The sequence below is a fragment of the Stappia sediminis genome, from assembly GCF_009826895.1.
Taxonomy (GTDB): domain Bacteria; phylum Pseudomonadota; class Alphaproteobacteria; order Rhizobiales; family Stappiaceae; genus Hongsoonwoonella; species Hongsoonwoonella sediminis.
On record NZ_WUMV01000009.1, the window covers coordinates 106,844 to 128,298 of the forward strand.

The 21,455-nt window shown below is 60.0% G+C and carries 18 protein-coding genes; 3 read left to right on the forward strand and 15 right to left on the reverse strand.

Annotated elements, in window-relative coordinates:
* Window positions 1-139: 139 nt before the first annotated feature.
* A complete protein-coding gene (gene lexA, locus GR183_RS18970; protein ID WP_160777250.1) occupies window positions 140-856 on the forward strand; it encodes a transcriptional repressor LexA in 717 nt (238 codons plus the stop codon).
* Here the strand turns inward: lexA and GR183_RS18975 are convergent.
* Complete coding sequence (locus GR183_RS18975; RefSeq protein ID WP_160777251.1) at window positions 850-3,006, reverse strand: ComEC/Rec2 family competence protein; 2,157 nt, start codon at window positions 3,004-3,006, stop codon at window positions 850-852. The genes lexA and GR183_RS18975 overlap by 7 nt on opposite strands.
* A gap of 247 nt (window positions 3,007-3,253) precedes the next feature.
* Between GR183_RS18975 and gltX the strand changes: the two genes are divergently transcribed.
* A complete protein-coding gene (gene gltX, locus GR183_RS18980; protein WP_160777252.1) occupies window positions 3,254-4,678 on the forward strand; it encodes a glutamate--tRNA ligase in 1,425 nt (474 codons plus the stop codon).
* A 231-nt stretch (window positions 4,679-4,909) separates the two neighbouring features.
* Window positions 4,910-6,202: a citrate synthase gene (gltA, locus tag GR183_RS18985; RefSeq protein ID WP_160777253.1), complete on the forward strand. Its 1,293-nt coding sequence runs from the start codon at window positions 4,910-4,912 to the stop codon at window positions 6,200-6,202.
* 87 nt (window positions 6,203-6,289) lie between these two features.
* Here the strand turns inward: gltA and lpxB are convergent, their stop codons facing one another.
* The 14 genes from lpxB to rpsB form a co-directional block, all read right to left on the reverse strand.
* Window positions 6,290-7,489 (reverse strand): lipid-A-disaccharide synthase, encoded by a 1,200-nt coding sequence (gene lpxB / locus GR183_RS18990; RefSeq protein ID WP_160777254.1) that lies wholly within the window; start codon window positions 7,487-7,489, stop codon window positions 6,290-6,292.
* Window positions 7,479-8,369 (reverse strand): LpxI family protein, encoded by an 891-nt coding sequence (locus GR183_RS18995; protein WP_160777255.1) that lies wholly within the window; start codon window positions 8,367-8,369, stop codon window positions 7,479-7,481. The genes lpxB and GR183_RS18995 overlap by 11 nt, the downstream gene beginning before the upstream one ends.
* An 11-nt stretch (window positions 8,370-8,380) precedes the next feature.
* Window positions 8,381-9,181, reverse strand: a complete 801-nt coding sequence (gene lpxA, locus GR183_RS19000) for an acyl-ACP--UDP-N-acetylglucosamine O-acyltransferase (RefSeq protein ID WP_160777256.1) — start codon at window positions 9,179-9,181, stop codon at window positions 8,381-8,383.
* Window positions 9,182-9,191: 10 nt separating this feature from the next.
* Window positions 9,192-9,656: a 3-hydroxyacyl-ACP dehydratase FabZ gene (gene fabZ, locus GR183_RS19005; protein WP_160777257.1), complete on the reverse strand. Its 465-nt coding sequence runs from the start codon at window positions 9,654-9,656 to the stop codon at window positions 9,192-9,194.
* A 133-nt stretch (window positions 9,657-9,789) separates the two neighbouring features.
* The gene (gene lpxD, locus GR183_RS19010; RefSeq protein ID WP_160777258.1) at window positions 9,790-10,866 is read right to left on the reverse strand and encodes a UDP-3-O-(3-hydroxymyristoyl)glucosamine N-acyltransferase; all 1,077 of its coding nucleotides are present in this window, start codon (window positions 10,864-10,866) and stop codon (window positions 9,790-9,792) included.
* A 135-nt stretch (window positions 10,867-11,001) separates the two neighbouring features.
* Window positions 11,002-13,416 carry an outer membrane protein assembly factor BamA gene (gene bamA / locus GR183_RS19015; RefSeq protein ID WP_160777259.1) on the reverse strand — a complete coding sequence of 805 codons (2,415 nt, stop codon included), beginning with the start codon at window positions 13,414-13,416 and terminating at the stop codon, window positions 11,002-11,004.
* 188 nt (window positions 13,417-13,604) lie between these two features.
* Window positions 13,605-14,741, reverse strand: coding sequence for an RIP metalloprotease RseP (gene rseP, locus GR183_RS19020; protein ID WP_160777260.1), 1,137 nt, complete (start codon window positions 14,739-14,741; stop codon window positions 13,605-13,607).
* Between the two features lie 61 nt (window positions 14,742-14,802).
* Complete coding sequence (locus GR183_RS19025; RefSeq protein ID WP_160777261.1) at window positions 14,803-16,047, reverse strand: 1-deoxy-D-xylulose-5-phosphate reductoisomerase; 1,245 nt, start codon at window positions 16,045-16,047, stop codon at window positions 14,803-14,805.
* Window positions 16,037-16,900 (reverse strand): phosphatidate cytidylyltransferase, encoded by an 864-nt coding sequence (locus tag GR183_RS19030; protein ID WP_160777262.1) that lies wholly within the window; start codon window positions 16,898-16,900, stop codon window positions 16,037-16,039. Before GR183_RS19030 ends, GR183_RS19025 begins: the two co-directional genes overlap by 11 nt.
* Window positions 16,897-17,667 (reverse strand): isoprenyl transferase, encoded by a 771-nt coding sequence (locus GR183_RS19035; protein ID WP_160777263.1) that lies wholly within the window; start codon window positions 17,665-17,667, stop codon window positions 16,897-16,899. The genes GR183_RS19030 and GR183_RS19035 overlap by 4 nt, the downstream gene beginning before the upstream one ends.
* 55 nt (window positions 17,668-17,722) lie before the next feature.
* Window positions 17,723-18,286 carry a ribosome recycling factor gene (frr, locus tag GR183_RS19040; protein WP_160777264.1) on the reverse strand — a complete coding sequence of 188 codons (564 nt, stop codon included), beginning with the start codon at window positions 18,284-18,286 and terminating at the stop codon, window positions 17,723-17,725.
* A gap of 187 nt (window positions 18,287-18,473) precedes the next feature.
* The gene (pyrH, locus tag GR183_RS19045; RefSeq protein ID WP_160777265.1) at window positions 18,474-19,193 is read right to left on the reverse strand and encodes a UMP kinase; all 720 of its coding nucleotides are present in this window, start codon (window positions 19,191-19,193) and stop codon (window positions 18,474-18,476) included.
* A gap of 230 nt (window positions 19,194-19,423) precedes the next feature.
* Entirely contained in the window at window positions 19,424-20,347 is a 924-nt protein-coding gene (gene tsf / locus GR183_RS19050) for a translation elongation factor Ts (protein WP_160777266.1), read from the reverse strand.
* A gap of 145 nt (window positions 20,348-20,492) precedes the next feature.
* Window positions 20,493-21,320 carry a 30S ribosomal protein S2 gene (gene rpsB, locus GR183_RS19055; protein WP_160777267.1) on the reverse strand — a complete coding sequence of 276 codons (828 nt, stop codon included), beginning with the start codon at window positions 21,318-21,320 and terminating at the stop codon, window positions 20,493-20,495.
* Between the last annotated feature and the right edge of the window lie 135 nt (window positions 21,321-21,455).

A 21,455-nucleotide genomic window follows, 5' to 3' on the forward strand; every position in this document is an offset into this window, starting at 1 on the left:
AGTAGGAACAGCTAGGGTACGTTCATGATTTGTTTCAACTGAGTCTCATGCTGCAAAGGGCATGGGGCCGCCCCGGGGCTGGTGGATCGCACTCGCAATCACAAGGCTTTCCGGCAATTGAAGCGTGGGGACGGCGCATATGCTGACGCGCAAGCAGCACGAACTATTGATGTTTATCCATGAGCGATTGAAGGAGACAGGCGTTCCTCCTTCGTTCGATGAGATGAAGGAAGCCCTGGATCTTCGGTCGAAGTCGGGTATTCACAGGCTCATCACGGCTCTTGAGGAACGTGGCTTCATCCGCCGGCTGCCGAACCGCGCGCGTGCATTGGAGGTTCTGAAACTTCCGGAGTCCTATCAGCCCGGCCTGGCAGCCCAGCGTGGAGGTGGGTTTTCCCCCGCAGTTATCGAAGGTTCGCTCGGTAAGCCCAGGGAGCGTGAGTTCATCGAGGATGTAGACGCGTCGGGAAGCGATGTCGTTTCGATACCGGTTATGGGCCGGATCGCCGCGGGTGTACCGATAGAAGCCATCCAAAACCACAGCCACTCGGTGCCGATCCCGGCAGATCTTGTTGGAGGTGGCGAGCATTTTGCCCTGGAAGTGCGCGGCGATTCGATGATCGAAGCCGGCATCCTCGATGGCGACACGGTGGTCATCCGCAAATGTGATAGCGCAGACAGTGGCGATATCGTCGTGGCCCTGGTCGATGACGAGGAGGCGACGCTCAAGCGCTTGCGCAAGAAGGGCGCCTCAATTGCGCTTGAAGCCGCCAACCCTGCCTATGAAACGCGCATTTTCGGCCCCGGCCGCGTTCGAATACAAGGACGGCTTGTCTCGCTCTTCCGTCGTTATTGAGGCGGCCGAGACCAGCGTCGGCCGCTTCTCCTGGCGACATCGACCGACTTCACGACGGTGGCTCCATTGGCGCGTGTCAACCAAATCGTTTGCGCCCCCTCGTGTTTCAAAGTTTCCCTGTCCAGGACCATCGGCGCCTGACAGTCGATGGGAGCTGAAATGCGGGCGACAACGATATCCGCACGCCTGCAGTCTTCGGTAAATGCCCTGGCGCCTTCGACCAGCGACAGGATGAGTGGAGCAGGCCCCGCAGCCGAGGCGGATATGGTTTCACCATTGTCTGGCGGATAGGCCCTGATGATACAGGCATCCTCATCGCACGCCTGAAACGACTGCCCGATCAGGCGGCTCTTCCGATCATCCGTGGCGACACCTTCCATACGCAGCCAGGTATCGGTTTCGAAACTGCTGCGGCTGCCGACTACCCTCATAATCCCGGTGGTATCGCGATAGGCGACTTTATTGCCGCGCTCGGAGATATAGATATCGGCGGGCCGGAAAGTCGCAAACGCCATCACCGCGCATACAAGCGGTATCACCGACAATCGCCGATATCTCCGCGGAAAGAAGCAAAGCATCAAACCGGAGGCTATCGTCAGCAAAACGCCCGGAAGCGACTGCGCTCCGACGATGCCTTCGTTGGGCGTGTTTTCCGCACCGAGTTCAGCCACGACATAAAGCGCCTCAAGGCCGTAACCCATGACGGGTAAGGTGAGGCCATCCAGGCCGAACGGCATGAGTGCAAGCGATAGAACGCCCAAGGGCATTACCACCAGCGATGCTATCGGCATGGCTGCGATGTTTACCAGGAGGCCGAGGGGGGCAACGCGGTGAAAATGATAAGCACCGATAACTCCGGTTGCGGCACCCGCGACCAATGACGTCAACGCAAGTGCCGCGATGGAGAAAAATAACGTTTTCAAGGCCCCCGCAAATATGCCGGCCTCTGGACGGTGACCATTGCGCCCTCTGATTTTGCCGAGACGCGTAACCTCTCCATAGGCTGCGATAAGAACGATGACGGCTGCGAACGACATTTGAAAACCCGGCGCAAGCAACGCTTCGGGCGAAAGTGTGAGGATGAGGATAGCCGCCAGGGCTACGCTGCGATAAGTGATCGCATTACGGCCAAGCAGCCGGCCGACGAGAACGAGCGCGATCATGACAAATGCGCGCTGAGTCGCGATGGAAGCGCCCGAAAGGACGAGATAGAATGCCGCAGCAACAAGTGCGGCACCCGCGCCCCATGCATCGATCGGAAACCGGAGCGCCAGACGCGGAAACAAGGCGAGTATTGCGCGCACGGCGAAAAAGACCGAGCCGGCAAACAGCGCCATGTGAAGTCCGGAGATCGCGAGAATGTGGGCTAATCCAGCGGTACGCAGCGTTTCTTCCGTACCTTCGTCGATCGACGCCCGGTCCCCGACCAGAAGGGCGACCGCGAGTGCTCCGGCGCGTCCGTCTCCGAGGACGGATTCTATCCGTTTTGCAAAGCCTTTTCTGATCGAATCGACCTTTCGCTTGAGACGCAAGTCCCATGGCGCAGCGAGGGATGCGGCTTCGGGTTTGCCGAAGACATATCCCGTTGCGCCGACGCTTTCGAAAAACATCCGAAACGCGTAGTCGTAGCCTCCGGGAACCACCGCGCCCGGCAGTGGAAGCAGACGAGAACGCACAGCGATCGCATCGCCGGCCGAAAAGCTTGGCACCTGCCCCCGCACGGAAACGCGAACTTTTTCGGGCCAGTCTTCTTCCTCCAACCCGGCAAGTTTGACGACACGGATCTGCAGACGCGTGGAAGATCTTCGTGCCTCCGCGCTCTCCACAAAGCCCGTCAAATCGACCGATCGTGAGCGTTCGAGGATCGGCGCTTCGGCCGCGAGCGTCCGCAGGAGTGCGATGGAAAGCCCGAGGACCAACGCCAGCACGAGGCCGGAAACACGCGAGTAATCCGTATGCGAATAAGAAATGAGGTGCCCCGCACCGGACCCGAGTGCCAACGCGGCTATGGCAAAGGGCGATGGTTCTGCGGGCAGCTCAAAATAGAGTAATATGCCGAGTGCGTAGCAAAGGGCCGCCCACACGAGGCTTTGACCCCGATCGAAATCCGTCGCGAATGCTTGCGGCAGGCCTGCGATGTAGTTCCGCACTCTTTCGGAGTGCGAACCGCCCTTGCTCTCTCTTGGGTTGCCGGAATCGCGGCCGTACTTCTCCCCACGATCCGTCGGCTCGCCTGCGAAACGCCCGGATCGTTCGGCATGGAGAGAAGCTGTTGATCTTCCCGGCGGTATTGCGCCTTCCTTCCGTTGCCATCTCTTGGGCGGATAATCGGCTTATGCTACATGAGCCGCCAACGGACGAACATCCCCACTGAACGATGAGAAAGACCGCTTCTCCATGACCGAGACTGTGATCACGCGTTTCGCCCCCTCGCCTACGGGTTTTCTGCATATTGGCGGCGCCCGCACGGCGCTCTTCAACTGGCTTTATTCACGCGGCCGAAGCGGCAAGATGCTGCTACGCATCGAGGACACGGACCGGGAACGCTCCACGCAGGAGGCCATCGACGCAATCCTCGATAGCCTGCAGTGGCTCGGGCTTGATTGGGACGGTGAACCCCTGTCCCAATTCGCCCGTGCAAACCGTCATCGCGAGGTCGCGCAGCAGATGGTCGATGCGGGAAAGGCCTATTACTGCTACGCCTCACAGGAAGAACTGGCGGAAATGCGCGAAAAGGCCAAAGCGGAAGGCAGGCCCCCACGCTACGATGGGCGTTGGCGCGATCGTGATCCTTCGGAAGCGCCAGCAGGCGTAAAGCCTGTCGTTCGCATTAAGGCTCCGCTAGACGGCGAAACCGTCGTCGACGACAAGGTGCAAGGTCTGATCCGGTTTCCGAACAAGGATCTTGACGATTTGATCCTGCTCCGGTCCGACGGGACGCCGACCTATATGCTCGCCGTCGTCGTCGACGATCACGACATGGGCGTCACGCACATAATCCGTGGGGATGACCATCTGACGAATGCCGCCCGGCAGACGCTGATATTCCAGGCGATGGGATGGGATGTGCCGGTGATGGCTCACATTCCGCTCATATACGGTCCGGACGGAGCGAAACTTTCGAAGCGGCATGGTGCAGTCGGTGCCGAAACCTATCGCGCCATGGGGTATTTGCCCGCGGCGATGAGAAACTATCTCGCACGCCTGGGCTGGAGCCATGGCGATGACGAGATATTTTCGACAGAACAACTCATCGAGTGGTTCGACATCGATGCGATCGGCCAGTCACCTTCGCGCTTCGATTTCCAGAAGCTTGAGAACCTGAACGGCCACTACATGCGCTCCACCCCCGATACGGAGCTGCTTGAGGCTTTCAGGTCGTTCCTGCCTCATATCGAGGCTGGAAACACGGTCATGCGCTGGCTGGAAGACACCGGCAATGAAGCCAGCTTTCTCGCGGCATTGCCCGGCCTGAAAGAGCGTGCCAAGACGCTTGTGGAACTTCTTGAAAGCGCGCGCTATCTGTGGGTCCAGCGGCCGCTTGATCTGGACGAGAAAGCGTCGAAGATCCTGAACGAGGATGCGCAGGGGGTGCTGGCTCGCCTTTTGCCCGCGTTCGAGAATTTGGATGTCTGGAGCGCTGAAGCCACGGAAGCGGCCGTAAGAGCCTTCGCGGAGGCGGAAAATTTGAAGCTCGGAAAGGTTGCCCAGCCTCTTCGCGCCGCATTGACGGGAAGGTCGACTTCGCCGGGCATCTTCGATGTGCTGGATGTTCTGGGCCGCGATGAATCCCTGGCCCGCATTCGTGACCAGGCCAGGTGAAACGTCACGACTGTTCTGCATGCAACTATTTTAGGCAGACCTTGGAATTCCGCGCATTATGTGACCAAAGCGCTATCTGGCCAAGCTTGCGGGAGGGCTGTAAATGGGCTACGCAGTCCGCGATCAGTCCTCCCGCCGCCGCCGGGGGCCGGATTGGGCATGACCAGGCCGAAGCGCCGGTCACCCGGGCTTCACGGCGGATAGGCCGAACTCCAAAAGGGGGTATCCTGAATGAGCGACACCAATGCGAAGCTGACGATCGGCGACGAATCCTGGGACCTGGCCCTGCAGGAAGGATCCGTCGGACCGAGCGTTCTCGACATCGCTGCTCTTTACAAGAATACGGGTCATTTCACCTATGATCCGGGCTTCACGTCGACCGCGTCATGCGAATCCAAGATCACCTATATCGACGGTGAGCAAGGCACCCTTCTCTATCGTGGGTATCCGATCGAGCAACTGGCCGATCATGGCGACTTTCTGGAGACTTGCTACCTGCTCCTTTACGGCGAACTGCCGACGAAGGCACAGAAGGACGACTTCGTACATCGGGTGACCTACCACACGATGATCCACGAGCAGATGAGCCGCTTCTTCACCGGGTTCCGCCGCGATGCGCACCCGATGGCGATCATGGTCGGTACCGTGGGCGCGCTGTCCGCCTTCTATCACGATTCCACGGACATCTCCGATCCGCATCAGCGCATGGTCGCAAGTCTCAGGATGATCGCGAAGATGCCGACGCTCGCCGCCATGGCGTACAAATATCACGTCGGACAACCCTTCGTTTATCCGCGCAACGATCTCGACTATTCGTCGAACTTCCTGCACATGTGCTTCGCCGTTCCTTGCGAGGACTACAAGGTGAACCCGGTGCTGGCGCGCGCAATGGACCGGATCTTCATCCTCCATGCGGACCACGAGCAGAACGCTTCGACCTCGACTGTACGCCTTGCCGGTTCCTCGGGCGCAAACCCCTTCGCCTGCATCGCGGCCGGCATTGCCTGCCTCTGGGGCCCCGCCCATGGCGGCGCGAACGAGGCTGCTCTCAACATGCTGGCGGAGATCGGCTCCGTAGACAACATTCCGGAATATGTCCGCCGCGCCAAGGACAAGGACGATCCGTTCCGCCTGATGGGCTTCGGACACCGCGTCTACAAGAACTACGACCCGCGCGCGCGCATCATGCAGAAGACCACGCATGAAGTGCTGGCGGAGCTTGGCATGCGCGACGATCCACTGCTCGAAGTTGCCATCGAGCTCGAAAGGATCGCGCTCAACGACGAATATTTCGTCGAGAAGAAGCTCTACCCGAATATCGATTTCTATTCGGGGATCACGCTTCGTGCGCTCGGCTTCCCGACCACGATGTTCACCGTGCTGTTCGCGCTGGCGCGTACCGTCGGCTGGATCGCGCAGTGGAAGGAAATGGTGGAGGATCCCTCACAGAAGATCGGCCGCCCGCGCCAGCTTTACACGGGCTATCCCTCGCGCGACTATATGCCGATCAGCCAGCGGCGTTGATGGATTGCAAAACGCAATGTTTACCGGAAGGGGCGTCTCAGGCGCCCCTTTTTTACAGCCGCCGTGTCCGTTCAGGAGATCGGCGGCTTATCGTCTGGATCGCGCCAGTTCGGTCACGATCCTCGCCGCTTCGCCCGACTGGCTGAGATTGTCGGGCAGGCGCATCCTGTCTTCCAGAGTCGCGAACTCCCTGAGCTGCCGGGTGCGGGCCTCGCCTTCGTGCAAAAGATCCAGAACCACCTTCGCAAGAGACTCCGCTGACGCCTCGTCATCAAGGAATTCGGGAACGACGTTCTTACCGAGAATGATGTTCGGCAATACCATGGAATCAACGCCGGCAAACTTGATAATCCGATTCAAGTCCTTGATGCGCCGGTAGAACCAGTCGAGCTTGTAGGCGACAGCCATCGGTATGGCGGAAATCGCAAGTTCGAGCGAAACCGTGCCGGACGCCGCAAGGGCTGCGTGTGCGCGGCGGAATGCACGAAATTTCGCATCCTCTCCGACCACGATATCGACTGCGACAGGCCAGTTCGCGGTGTTCTTACGGATCTCACCTTCCAGATGCGGCACCGCCGGCAAGGTCACCTGAACTTCCGGTCGTTCGCGGTGGACGATCTCAAGCGCTTTTCCGAAAGGCTCAAGCAATCGGCTGACCTCGCTACGCCGGCTTCCAGGAAGGATCAGCAACGTCGGACGTTCCGTTTCGGCCAGTGCGGGGCGCTCTCCCGGGGCCGGCCGCAGGTCTTGAAGCCTCTCGACAAGCGGATGACCGACATAGGTGGTAGGCGGCCCGCCGAGCCGTTTGTGGACGTCCGGCTCGAACGGAAGGATCGCCAGAAGATGGTCCACGTAGCGCGCCATTTTCCGTGCCCTGCCGGGCCGCCACGCCCATACGGACGGCGATACGTAGTCGACGATGGGAATTCCCGGTGCCCGCTTTCGCACGCGCTTGGCGACATTATGCGTGAAATCGGGGCTGTCGATGATGACAAGCACATCCGGCTTCGCGGCAACCGCCGCATCCACCGTCTCATGCACACGGCGGATGATCGTCGGCAGGGTCTGCAAAACCGCCGTCAGTCCCATCACCGCGATGTCCGAGAGCGAGAAGATGGATTGAAGTCCCTCTCGCGCCATCCGTTCGCCGCCGACACCCTGGAAGGAGACGTTTTCTCGGTGAATGCCCTTCAAAGCATGCATCAGCCGTGCGCCGAGCTGGTCGCCGGACTCCTCCCCTACGACAATGAACACCTTGAAGGGCGGCGGAGCGGTTTCATCCGCCATGGGCCGTGGCCTTGTCTGCCCCAACGGCATCGAAGCCAAAGATGAAGATCCGTTTGCTTTCCGCAAGGGACAGGGTCCGCTCCTTCTCCGCGATCAGCACGCGCCCGGCTTCGATTGCAATACCGGCCAATCCTGCTTCGGCAGCCGCTTCGACAGTCTGGGGCCCGATCGCCGGCAGATCTACGCGAAGGTCCTGGCCTGGCTTCGGGCGCTTGACGAGAACGCCGGATGGCGGCTTGTCCCTTATGCGCCTTATGCGGCGCAGCTCCGCGCAGCGCGAAATCATCGCATCCGTGCCTTCCGCCCCTTCGATCGCAACGATTCGGCCGCCAACGGCGATGGCTGCCTGCCCGACATCGAGATGTCCGATCGCCGATACGGCCTCGTAGGCAAGCGACAGATCCGCATTGTTCTCTGCGAGCGGTTCCGGGCCGCAGATAAGACCGGATGCCGCGAGCAACTGCGGCGCAACTTCATGCGCCCCCACCACGGAGAAGCCTTCTTCTTCGAAAAGCCCTATGACCTTGACGAGAAGGCTGTCATCCCCCCCCTTCAAAGCGCTCAGGATGCGCGGAAGACGGCGTATCGTCCCAAGGTCGCCGGCGACGGCGCGAAAGTCAGGCCGCTTGGTTACGCTTCCGATAAGAACGACATCACGGCACCGCGCGCGTTTCAAGGTATCGAACAGCTTGCCGATCTGCCCCCAGCCAAGTTCCACCGGCTGATATTGCTCAAGCGCCGGATCGGCTTCGCCCTTGATGCCGACAACCTTCACTTCGCGCCCCGTACGACATGCCGCTTCCACGACTGCCGGCGGAATCGTCCCCCCGCCGCAAATGATCGCAACGGGAGAATCGGTCGATGCCGCGCCTTTGCCCATTCGCCGCCCCGTCAGTCCTGCCCGGTTCTCGGTGTGCAGAACTTTCGGTCTTCTTCGCTCAGGATGAATTCGACGAGTTGCATTACCAGCGGCTGCTCAGGAAATTCCCGCCGCACACCCTCGGCGCGTGACTTCAATGTTCCTTCAGCGGATTCAAACAGCACCTTGTAGGCGTTGCGTAACGCGTGAATCTGGTCGCGCGGATACCCACGCCGTTTGAGGCCTACGAGATTCAACCCCTGCAGACGCGCCCGGTTCCCGGTCACCATGCCGAAAGGTATGAGGTCGTTCTCAAGTCCCGCCAGGCCGCCGATGAAAGCATGGGCGCCGATCCTCGTGAACTGGATAACCGCAGCGCCGCCACCGAAAATCACGTTGTCCTGCACCGTGACATGGCCAGCGATCATGACGTTGTTCGACAGGATGATGTTGTCGCCGAGAATGCTGTCATGGCCGACATGCGAATTGGCGAGAAAAGCGCAGTTGTCGCCGATCACGGTCTTTCCGCCACCGCCTTCCGTACCGGAATTCAGCGTGACGCCTTCGCGAACAAGGCAGTTCGCGCCAACTTCCAGCGTCGCCTTCTCACCGCGATACTTCAGGTCCTGCGCCTGATGGCCGACGGACGCAAAGGGAAAGATCGTCGTATTTGCGCCGATTGTCGTGTGGCCTGCAACGACCACGTGAGACTTCAGATCCACGCCGTCGCCAAGCCGCACATTCCCTCCGACATGGCAGAACGGGCCGACCACGACATCGGCGCCGAGTACGGCGCCGTCCTCAACCACCGCGCTTGGATGTATCTTCGTCATTCGTTCCGGTTCAATCGTCAACAAGCATCGCGCTGATTTCAGCTTCCGCCACTTTCACGCCCTCCACGAGCGCTACAGCGTCGTACTTCCAGATATTGGCGCGATTGCGGATCTTGGTTACGTGGTATTCGACCCGATCACCAGGCATGACAGGCTTGCGGAATTTCGCCCGGTCGATCGTCATGAAGTAGACGAGCTTAGGCGGGTTGTCCTTGCCTCTCGCCGCCACGCACATGGCCCCGGCCGTCTGGGCCATACCCTCGATCATGAGCACGCCCGGCATGACCGGCTGGTTCGGGAAGTGTCCCATGAACTGAGGTTCGTTCGCCGTCACGTTCTTGATGCCGACCCCGGATGCATCTCCATTCATGTTGATGATCCGGTCGACCATCAGGAACGGATAGCGGTGTGGCAAAAGCTCCAGAAGGCGCATGATGTCTGCGCTCTCCAGTGTCGTGTCTCTTACTTCGCTCATTCGTCTGTCCTTCAAGACCGCTTCCCGCGCGATCCTGCCCCCAACTCACGCCTTTAAGTATATTCCGTTCGGCTTTGAATCAGTCCGAACGACAAGAATATGCTCAAGACATTGATCCCAAGCCGTTTTCCTATCAATCGGGCGTTTCAGCCCGATTGGAAGGCGCTTTAGGTACGGAAGTGCCCCTTTCCGCAAGTTTCCGCAACGCCGTGATTTCGCGGAACCAAAGCTTTACCGGTTTAGCGGGTACACCGCCATAGCGCGCACCTCTCGGTACGTCACTTTCCACCACGCTCACCGCTGCGATCTGCGCTCCCATGCCAATCGTGACGTGCCCCCGCACGCCTGTCTGGCCGCCGATCGCAACATAGTCCTCAAGGGTGCAGCTTCCCGACAGGCCAACCTGGGCAACGATCACGCAGTGACGCCCGATAACGACGTTGTGGCCCACCTGAACCTGATTGTCGATCTTCGTTCCCTCTCCAATGATCGTATCGCGGTTGGCGCCACGGTCCACGGTTGAGTTCGCGCCGATTTCCACATTGTCTTGTATGATCACGCGCCCGATCTGCGGCACCTTCAGATGGCCTTGCGCTCCCATTGCGAAACCGAAGCCGTCCTGACCGACCTTGACCCCCGGATGCAGGATAACGTTATTGCCGATCAGCGCATATTGAACGGTGACATTCGCCCCGATATCGCAAGATCGCCCGATACGCACTCCCGCCGCAATTACCGCATTCGCGCCAATGCGGCTGCCGGAGCCGATTTCCGCTCCCGGGCCGATCACGGCACCAGCCTCGACAACGACGCCATCCTCAAGATGCGCCGCGCCATCCACGTGAGCGGCGGCGGAAACCGCGGTCTCGCCGGTCGCGCCCGGCGGGCGCAGGCCTTGCGGATAGAGCCTGCCGAGGATGATGCCCCAGCTCCTGTAGGGATCGGCAACGACGATCGGCACGATGGATGCGGGAACCTTGCCGACGTGCTTCTTCGCGATCAGGCAGGCCGTCGCCTTCGTCGTCTCGAGATGCGGGACATATTTCGGATTGTCGAGAAAGACGAGTTGTCCCTCCCTCGCATCGTCAAGAGGGCCGACACCATCGATGATCTTTTCGCCGCCGCCAGCCGGCAGTTCCCCATTGGCCAACGCCGCAACATCGGCAACACTCAGAGGCGCAAAAACTTGGAAGAAGACGGGATCGCTCATCTCAAACTTTCGAATGTTTGACGGACAGGCCGAGACGCGCCCCTTTTAACGAATGATCCGGCGAAGTGAAATCACTTCGCCGGATCATTGGTCATAAAAATTGTATCAGATGCGGCCGGGCGTAATCCGGCCGGATCAGAAGCGCGTGCCGCCGCTCAGGCGGAAGATCTCGGTCTTGTCCTCGTCTTCCTTGAGCACGGCCCAGGCAAAGTCCATGCGCAGCGGGCCGAAAGGCGAAATCCACTGGATACCCGCACCGATCGATGCGCGCGGTGCGAAGCCGTTGGATTGAACAGTATCACCGCTATAAGCTGTATCGCTAGGCACATTTGGTACGGACGCGACAAAACCGCAAGAAGCCGGAGTCGTGACGCAGTCGTTGATCGAAGGATCGACATCCCACAGCGCGCCGGCATCCGCGAATACGGCGCCCGAAAGCCCGAGTTCCTTCGGAATCCAGGGGAACGGGAAGCGGCCTTCCGCATTCACATGCGCATACCAGCGCCCGCCGAGCGCATCTCCGGTCAATGCGTCTCGCGGGCCAATGCCGCGCGTCTGGAAGCCACGCAGCCAGTCCTGACTGTGCTGGAACTGCTCCTGAACGCGCAGATCGTTGCCGATGCTGGTGATATAACCACCGCCGGCACGCAACTGCCCGATCAGGCCCCAATCCGAGTAGATTTCCTCATAGGCGCGTACTTCGGCAGTCGTGCGGATGTATTGCGCATCGCCACCGGCCCCTGCGATCTGCTGGTCGAACTTGGCGTAGATGCCCTCGTTCGGATTGAAGTTCTGGTCGAGCGTGTTGTAGACGATCGAATAACCCGGCGCCGACGTCAGAACCGTTCCCAAGCCATCGCGAATGGCCGCGGAAACGTTGATATTGTTGATCGTGGTGTTGTCCAGCTCCACATCACGATTGAAAATCGCGTAGTAGAGGTTCAGCCGCAGTTCATCCTCGCGAAGCGGCAGGCCGAAGGCAACGCTACCGCCCGTCGTCGTCTCGTCGTACTGGCGGAAATCATTGGCATCATAGGACCGCTGATACGCTTCCAGCGACATGGAGATGCGGCGGCCGAGGAAGAACGGCTCGGTAAAGGCGAACTCGTAAGTCTGCTGGGATTCGCCGAGGCCGAATTTCGCGCGGACGAACTGTCCACGGCCGAGGAAGTTCTTCTCCTGGATGGTGATATCACCCAGAACGCCGTCCGAGGTGGAGTAACCGATGCCGAAGGAGACCTCACCCGTCGGCTGCTCGACCACATCGACATTGATGATAACGCGGTCAGGCGCGCTGCCGCGTGACGTCGTCACCCGCACTTCCTTGAAGAAACGCAGGTTCTTGAGCCGGCGCTCCGCCTTGTCGATGAGAACGCGGTTGAACGCGTCGCCTTCGGCAAGGTCGAACTCACGGCGGATAACATAGTCGCGCGTGCGGTCGTTGCCGCGCACGTTGATCCGTTCCACGTAGGCGCGCGGGCCTTCCTCGATGAAATAGGTGATCGAGATCGTGCGGTTTTCAAAATCGCGGTTGGCGCGCGGACGCACCTGGGCGAAAGCGTAACCCTGCTTGGAAACCTCGACGGTCATATCCTCGAGCGTCTTCTCGACGTCGAGCGAATCGTAGGTATCGCCCGAATCGGTTCGCACGACGCCGCGCAACTCTTCCGGGTCGACAGCCGACAGCGAAGTCTGCACGTCGATATCGCCGAAGGTGTATTGATCGCCCTCTTCCACCGTGAAGGTCACGTAGAAGACGTTCTCCTCGCGATCGAGGTCCGCCACGGCGGAAACGATGCGGAAATCGGCATAACCATGCCGGTAATAGAACTGACGGATCAGCTCCTGGTCGGCATCCAGCCTGTCGGGATCGAATGTGTCGGTCGTGCGCAGGAAGCCGAGCAGTCCGGTTTCGCGGGTGCGGATCACGTCGCGAAGGCGGCTGTCGCTGTATTTCTCGTTGCCGATGAAAGTGATGCGCTCGATGCCGGTCTTGTCGCCCTCGTTGATCTCGAACACGAGATCGACGCGGTTGTTGTCGCGGCTGATGATCTTCGGCTCCACGGAGGCGCGATACCTTCCGGAGCGGCGATAGGCCTCCAGGATGTTCTGCACATCCGACTGAACTTTCGCCTTCGTCAGCACGGAACGCTCGGTCGTTCTGACGACGGCTGTCAGCGACTCGTCGGAAATCTTGTCGTTTCCTTCGAACGAGATGCGGCTGACGATCGGATTTTCGACGACACGGACGATCAGGGTGCCGCCGCTCTGCGAAATCGAGACGTCTTCGAACAGGCCGGTTGCGAACAGTGCTTTCAGCGATTCATCGACATCGGACGGGCCATAGGGCTGTCCGGGACGGATCGTGATGTAGCTTTCGACGGTCGCATCCTCGATGCGGGTCGTCCCTTCAACCTGAATCCTGCTTGCGACGGCAGCCTGAGCGGCCTTGATACCAATGACGGGCACTCCCTCGGGAGCGACGGCACCGACACCCATGGCCACGGTTGCCAGCAGAAACGCCCTGGTCAAAGTCTGGAAACGCTGCATAGAAACGCTATGCCTTTTCTTCTTCGCCTCGCAGCGGTCCGTCCTGCGGTCCGCGGTGCGGAGACTCCCATTGGAGATTCTTTAATGTCGTCAGCCGTTTTACAGGCTTTTGGCGATGACGCAACCGCTGTCGTGAGGGCTGTGTATTTTCGTTTTGAAGCGTTGCCCCGGTGACACGCCGATACACGCTAAAGCGAACTCAAGTGCATGACATCGTTCCATGTTGCGAAGATCATGAGCATCAGGACGATCGCGATCCCGATTCGGAAGCCGTAGTCCTGGATCCGCTCGCTGAGCGGTTTTCCGCGGATTGCTTCCGCGGCATAGAAAAGCAGGTGCCCGCCGTCGAGCATCGGAATCGGAAGCAGGTTCAACAGTCCGATGCTGACCGACAGGATAGCGGTCAGGTTGATGAGAGCGGCAAACCCCAGCGTAGCCACCTGTCCCGATATCTGGGCAACGCGGATCGGCCCCCCGAGTTGATCGGCGGATTCGCGCCCGACAATGATTCCAGCGAGATAGCCGCCGGTCCGTTCCACGACGAACCAGGTTTCCTTCACGCCTTCGCCAAGCGCCTCGATGGGCCCGTAGGTCCGTTCCACGATATCTTCCGGCGATGGGCTGCGGCTCACGCCGAGGACGCCGATTTTCTGGACGTTTCCGAACGGATCCTCGATTTCCCGCCGCTGCGGCGTCACGGGAAATGTCAGGAGTTCGCCGTTCCGCTCGACCGTGACATCCAGCCCTATATCTGCGCTCGCGGAGATCAGGCGTTGCAGGTCGGTGAAGGTTTCTATCGGCGAGCCGTCTATGCGAACGATCAGGTCGCCCGGCTGCAATCCCGCTTCGGCCGCGGCACTTCCCGGTTGAACCGCATCGACGCGCGGCGCGATTTCCGCACGCCCCATTATTCCGAAGATGAGCGCGAAAAGCACGATGGACAGGATGAAATTGGCAATTGGCCCGGCGGCAACGACGGCAGAACGTTTTGCAACACTCTTGGTCTGAAAGGCGCCGCGCAGCTCTTCCTCGCTCATCCGCTCCAGCGCCTGATGGTCGGGAGCGCTCGCCTCGTTCTCGTCGCCAGCGAACTTCACATATCCGCCAAGCGGGATGGCTGAAAGTTTCCAGCGGGTTCCCTTTCGGTCGGTCCAGCCGACCAACTCCCGCCCGAACCCGACCGAGAATGCCTTGACGGTTACGCCGCACCAGCGCGCGACAAGGAAGTGTCCGAGTTCATGGAAGAAGACAACGATCGTAAGCACAAAGAGGAACGGCAATATATAGCCGAACGCCGTGCTGAAGATCGATTGCAGAAAATCCATGACCTGTCCCCATTCCTCCGCTGCAAGTTTCCGTAACAGCGGTAAATACTTTGTTGCCGGCTCAGCTGCGCGAAAAACCTTCCGCCAGACGTCTCGCCGCTCCATCGACGTTCATTACGTCGAATATAGAACCGCAGCCCGACAAATCACCCGCGCGCTCAAGCGTTTCGATCGTTCTCTCGACGATCGCGGTGATGTCGAGGAAACCGATCCTGCGGCGAAGGAACGCATCGACGGCGACTTCGTCCGCGGCGTTGAGCGCCGCCGTGGCCGCCATGCCCGTCTCCAGCGCCCTGTAGGCCAGTGGCAGCGCCGGAAAACGCAAGCCGTCCGGCTTCTCGAAGGTGAGCGATCCCAATGCGGCAAGATCAAGGCGTTGCGTGGCAACGGGGATGCGTTCAGGCCATGCGAGGCAGTGGGCGATCGGCGTGCGCATGTCCGGGGTGCCCATCTGGGCAAGCAAGGACCCGTCGCGGTATTGGACAAGGCCATGCACTGCCGATTGGGGATGCACCAGAACCTCAAGGCGCTCGGCGGGCAGGCCATAAAGATGGTGCGCCTCGATAACCTCGAAGCCCTTGTTCATCATCGTCGCACTGTCGATGGATATGCGCTGCCCCATGTCCCAGTTGGGATGCTTCAGCGCCTCTTCCGGCGAAACACTGCGCATTTCTTCCAGGGTCTTGTCGCGAAACGGACCGCCGGATGCCGTGAGGATCACCTTTTCGACCTGCTCCGCGTTCCGCGCCTCCAGAACCTGGAATATGGCATTGTGTTCCGAATCCACCGGCAGGATCGTCGCCCCGTGCCGATCGGCCATTTCCATGAAAAGCGAACCGGCACAAACAAGGCATTCCTTGTTGGCAAGCGCGATCGCACGTCCCTTCTTGACGGCGGCAAGGGTGGGCGCGAGGCCCGCCGCGCCGACAATCGCGGCCACGACCATCCCGGCATCGCACGTCGCAGCCTCCTCCACCGCTTCCGGCCCGGCCGCAACCCCGATCCCGGTTCCGGCCAGCAGGTCCTTGAGCAGACCGTACCCTTCGGCATCCGCCAGCACGGCGCGTTCCGCCCCGACCCTGATCGCGGCATCGGCCAGCCCATGCGCATTCCTGTTGGCGGTTACGGCGGCGACGGCAAAGCGTTCCGGATTGTGCGTAATTATGTCCAGCGTGCTCTGGCCGATCGATCCGGTCGCGCCGAGTATCGACAGCCGCAGCTGGCCATGCTTTTGCTTTGGTGCCGCTTGCGCGCCAACCTTGCGGGGCACCGCCAGTTTAAGCGAATTGCCGTGTTCATGTGCCATAGAGTGCTACCAACTCGCCAATTGGATCGGCAAAGTTCCCGGTCGCGGCAACTGCCAGAAAATAAAGAACCACACCCCCGGCGACGAGCCCGTCCACCCGGTCCATGATGCCGCCGTGTCCAGGGATCAGGGTGCCAGAGTCTTTCACGTCGAACCGCCTTTTGACAGCGGATTCAAACAGGTCTCCGAATTGTGAAGCGACCGAAAGCACCAGCGCGGCGCCAATCCAGGCCACCGGAAATCCCGCCCCGGTGAAATAAGAAAATATCGCTCCGACGATGAGGGCCGCCATCAATCCGCCAAGTGCCCCGCTCCAGGTCTTTTTCGGCGAAACTTTCGGCCAAAGCTTCGGCCCTCCTATGGAACGTCCGGCGAAATAGGCTGCGATATCCGTCGCCCATACGATTCCGAGCAGGAAGAAAATGACGACCAGCCCGTGCTCTCCAGTTCGCAGGGCGATTAGCGAAATTCCAGAAAGCCCTGCATAAACAAGACCTTCCGCCATCCATTTATGGGATGCGTTGAAGCGCAGGACGACAGCGACAAGAAGCGCTCCCGCAAAGAGCAGCACCACCGCAGGAAGATACTGCCCTACATGGCCAAGCACGAGCGCGCCGAAAAGGGCGATGAAACTCGCAATGGCATCCACCTGCGGGAAACTTCCCCCGACGATTTTCATCCATTCGTGAAGAAGCAGAAGACAGGCGGCCGCCACGAAAACGGAATATACGAGACCACCGAACCAGACGGCCGCAAGCGCTACGGGAGCAAGGATGAGGGCCGAAATCACACGAAGCCGAAGGTTGGACGGCTGGCCCGTGCCTTCAGATTCTGTCCTTCTTTCAGCGTTCATCCGCCTGCCTGTCCGGACAATCCGCCATAGCGGCGCTCGCGTCCGGCAAAGACGGCAAGTGCCTCGTCGAAGGCATCCTCATTGAAGTCCGGCCAGTTAGAGCTTGGAAACAGGAATTCCGCGTAAGCGGCTTGCCACAAAAGAAAATTGGACAGGCGCTGTTCTCCGCTCGTGCGAATGATCAGATCGGGATCCGGAAGGCCGGCCGTGTCCAGCCGGCTTGCGATCATGGTCTCATCGACCTCCTCCGGTGCGACTTCGCCCCGGCTAACGGCTTCGGCAATCGACCTGACGGCGCGCGTCAGCTCATTTCTGGCGCCATAGTTGAACGCGACGACGAGCACCAGTCCCGTGTTCTTGCCGGTAACCGTTTCCGCCTCTTCCAGAAGGCTCAGAATGTCCGGGGAAAGCCCCGTTCGCTCACCAATGATCCGCACCTTGATGTTGTTACGGTCAAGATCGGCAAGGTCTCGCTGCACGAACCGCTGCAGCAGCCCCATCAGGAAGCTGACTTCGGCTTCCGGCCTCGTCCAGTTTTCGGACGAAAAACTGAACAGCGTGAGATAGCCAATTCCCCGTTTTGCGGCATGACGCACGATCTTTCGCAGCGTATCTACGCCTTTTCGGTGACCCTCCGTGCGTGGAAGATCTCGCTCGCGCGCCCAACGTCCGTTGCCGTCCATTATGATGGCGACATGGCGCGGAAACGCTGCCTTCCCGTCGGGGCAGGCATTGTCAAATGCGTTTCGCTGCGCCGTCGCCGTCATTTCAATCCCTCACGTTCAGCACCGCACTGAGCCAATGCCGATGCAGGAGCACGCTTCAGATTTGCGAGATTTCCTGCTCTTTCTTCGCAAGCACCGCATCGATTTCGGCAATCATGTCATCGGTCAGTTTCTGAACCTTGTCCGAAGAGGCGCGGCCATCGTCCTGGCTTAGGTCGCCATCTTTTTCCAGTTTCTTGATCATGTCCATTCCATCGCGGCGGACGTGGCGAACGGCAACCTTCGCCTGTTCGGCATATTTGTGCGCCACCTTGATCAGTTCCAGGCGTCGTTCTTCGTTGAGTTCGGGAATCGGCAGCCGCAGGTTCTGCCCGTCGACGACCGGATTCAGGCCAAGGCTCGATTCGCGGATTGCCTTTTCGACGGCCGCAACCATCGAGCGGTCCCACACCTGCACGGAAATCATTCTAGGTTCGGGCACGCTGACCGTCGCCACCTGGTTGAGCGGCATCGAGCTGCCGTAGGCATCGACGGAGATCGGGTCAAGCATGCCGGCAGACGCACGCCCTGTGCGCAAGCCGGCAAGTTCGGTCTTAAGCACACCTATGGCGCCATTCATCCGGCGTTGCAGGTCACTATAGTCGACATCCTGGTCGGGCATGGATCTTCTCCTGCGATTCTTATTGCCGCCACATTCTTGCATGTGGCGGGATAGCCATGAAACTCCCGTTCCGGCTAATCGTTTCAGTACGTGAAGGCATCCTTTCACCGAAAAGGCCGGTTCATCAACCGCGCGATGGTCCAAACCTGAACGTAAGCCACGCTATCGACAGGAAAGGCGGCACCTGTCAGCCTTCAATCACCGTATAGCGGCCCTCGCCGTTCATGACATCGACCAGTGCACCGGGAGTACGAATTGAAAAGACGATTACCGGAATTGCATTGTCCCGGGCAAGTGCAATCGCTGTTGCGTCCATAACCTTGAGGTCGCGCTCGAGCACTTCCTGTGGCGTCAACGTCTCGTAACGTTCGGCATCTGCATTCGTCTTGGGGTCGTCCGAATAGACGCCATCCACGCTGGTCCCCTTCAAAAATGCATCGCAGCGCATTTCCGCCGCGCGCAGCGCGGCGCCGCTATCGGTGGTGAAAAACGGATTGCCCGTGCCGCCGGCGAAAACGATAACATCGCCATCTTCCATGTAGCGATCGGCACCACGCTGCGTAAACGTTTCGCAGATCGAAGGCACAGGCACGGCAGAAAGCACGCGCGCTTGCACACCGAAACGGCGCAGGGCGTCCGCAAGCGTCAGGCTGTTCATCACTGTGGCGAGCATGCCCAGGTGATCGCCCGTCACCCGGTTGCCACCCTTCGCCGCAACAGCCACGCCGCGAAATATATTGCCGCCGCCCACGACGACTCCGACCTGAGCGCCAAGGCGCACAGCTTCGGCAATTTCCTTCGCCACCCGATCCACGGTTTCCGGATCGATTCCGAAGTCCTGCGAGCCCATCAATGCCTCGCCGGAAAGCTTGACGAGCACACGGCGCCACCGAAGCTTGCTGGTCATCGTTCATCCCACGCGTTGTTTTTCGAAATGTTTGCTGTCAGGAACGCCAACCGAGGCGCAGCCGCACCCGGCGGCGTATGAAAGCAGGTATACCTATCGCCGCAAACGGCTCAAGGAAACCGTCTTGTTGCAGCTTTCAGGCAAATCCCCAGCCGACTTCAGTCGACCGTCGCAGTCCTCATCCAGGCCGCAGGCAAAAAAAAGCGCCGGATAAACCGGCGCTTTCCTGGTCAGTTACCGGCCGCCGCCGCGACCTCCGCGGCGAAGTCCGATTCTTCTTTTTCTATGCCTTCCCCAAGCGCGAAGCGCACGAACGCCGTTATCTTCACGGGCGTGCCAAGCTCGGCCGCGAGCGCCTCGGCAGCCTTTTCGACCGTGTTGTCCGGGTCGATCACGAATGCCTGCTTGAGAAGCGTCACTTCCTCGTAGAACTTGCGCATGCGGCCTTCCACCATCTTTTCGATGATGTTCTCCGGCTTGCCGGACTCGCGCGCCTGCTCCACAAATACGGCGCGCTCGCGCTCGACGACATCGGCATCCAGCTGGTCGACCGTGAGGGCAAGCGGATTGGTCGCCGCGACATGCATTGCGACCTTGCGGCCGAAGTCGTTCAGCTTGGCCTTGTCGCCGGAAGACTCAATAGCGACAAGCACGCCGATCTTGCCGAGGTTCTCAATGACGGCGGAGTGGACATAGGAGGCCACCACACCTTCGGAGACCGAAAGGCTCGCCACGCGGCGCAGCGTCATGTTTTCGCCGATAGTCGCGACCGCGTCCTTGATTTCGTCCTCGACGGTCTTCGAAGAACCCGGGAAGGAGGCGCCATTCAGCTTTCCGAGATCGCCATCGGCATCGAGGGCGGCTTCCGCGACGCCCTTTACGAGCTTCTGGAAGTTTTCGTTGCGCGCGACGAAGTCCGTTTCGGAATTGAGTTCGATAACGGCGGCCTTGCCGTCGGCGGAAGATACGCCGACAAGACCTTCCGCGGCCACGCGGCCGGCTTTCTTGGCGGCCTTGGAAAGCCCCTTGGCGCGCAGCCAATCAATAGCTGCTTCCATGTTGCCGTCGGTCTCTTTCAAGGCCGTCTTGCAGTCCATCATCCCCGCGCCAGTGGTCTCGCGGAGTTCTTTCACCATCGCTGCGGTAATGCTCATCAATCGCCTCGTGGATGAGAATCCAGTTTGAACGAGGGTTTAGCCCCTGGCTAACCTCGAAATTATGACAGCGCCGCCGGAACGTTATTCGGCGGCGCACATGGACGATCTTCGGCGCGGCTCATCCGCACCGAAGTCTTCACGATTACTGTGCCGCGGTTTCGTCCGCCGCAGCCGGAGCTTCCTCGGCCGCCGGCGCAGTTTCTTCCGCCGCAGCCTCGCTCACCACGGCGGGTTCGACCGGGGCTTCTTCCGAAGCGCCGACATCGACACCCATGTTGCCCTGGGCGCGCGAAATGCCGTCAATCGCGGCGCGAGCGATCAAATCGCAGTAGAGCGTGATCGCGCGGCCGGCGTCGTCGTTGCCGGGGATCGGAAAGTCGATGCCATCCGGATCGCAATTGGAATCGACGACGGCGGCAACCGGAATGCCGAGACGGCGCGCTTCCTGGATCGCGATCGCTTCGCGGTTCGTATCGATGACGAAAATCAGGTTGGGCAGCCCGCCCATATCCTTGATACCGCCAAGGTTGCGCTCAAGCTTCTCGCGCTCGCGGTCCATGAACAGACGCTCTTTCTTCGTCAGGCCGCTGCCTTCGTTGGAAAGCGTCTCTTCGAGCTTGCGCAGGCGCTGGATCGAATTGGAAATGGTTTTCCAGTTCGTCAGCATGCCGCCAAGCCAACGTGCGTTGACGAAATACTGCGCGGACCGGCGGGCGGAATCGGCAACCGCCTCCTGGGCCTGGCGCTTCGTACCGACGACGAGAACGCGGCCGCCTCCGGCCACGGTGTCGGACACCGCCTTCAGCGCCTGGTGCAGCAGCGGCACCGTCTGCGCAAGATCGATGATGTGGATGTTGTTGCGCACACCAAAGATGTAGGAGCCCATCTTGGGGTTCCAGCGGTGTTTCTGGTGGCCGAAGTGAACACCAGCTTCCAGAAGCTGGCGCATAGTGAAATCAGGCAGGGCCATGGCCTTGCTACTCCTGTTTTTCCGGTTTGACCTCCGCAGGGTTTTACGGCCGGACCGTACGATCACCGGATGGACTTCGCATCTATGGAAGGCGCGAATACCGAACCCTGCGTGTGGAATGAGCGCCTTATAAGC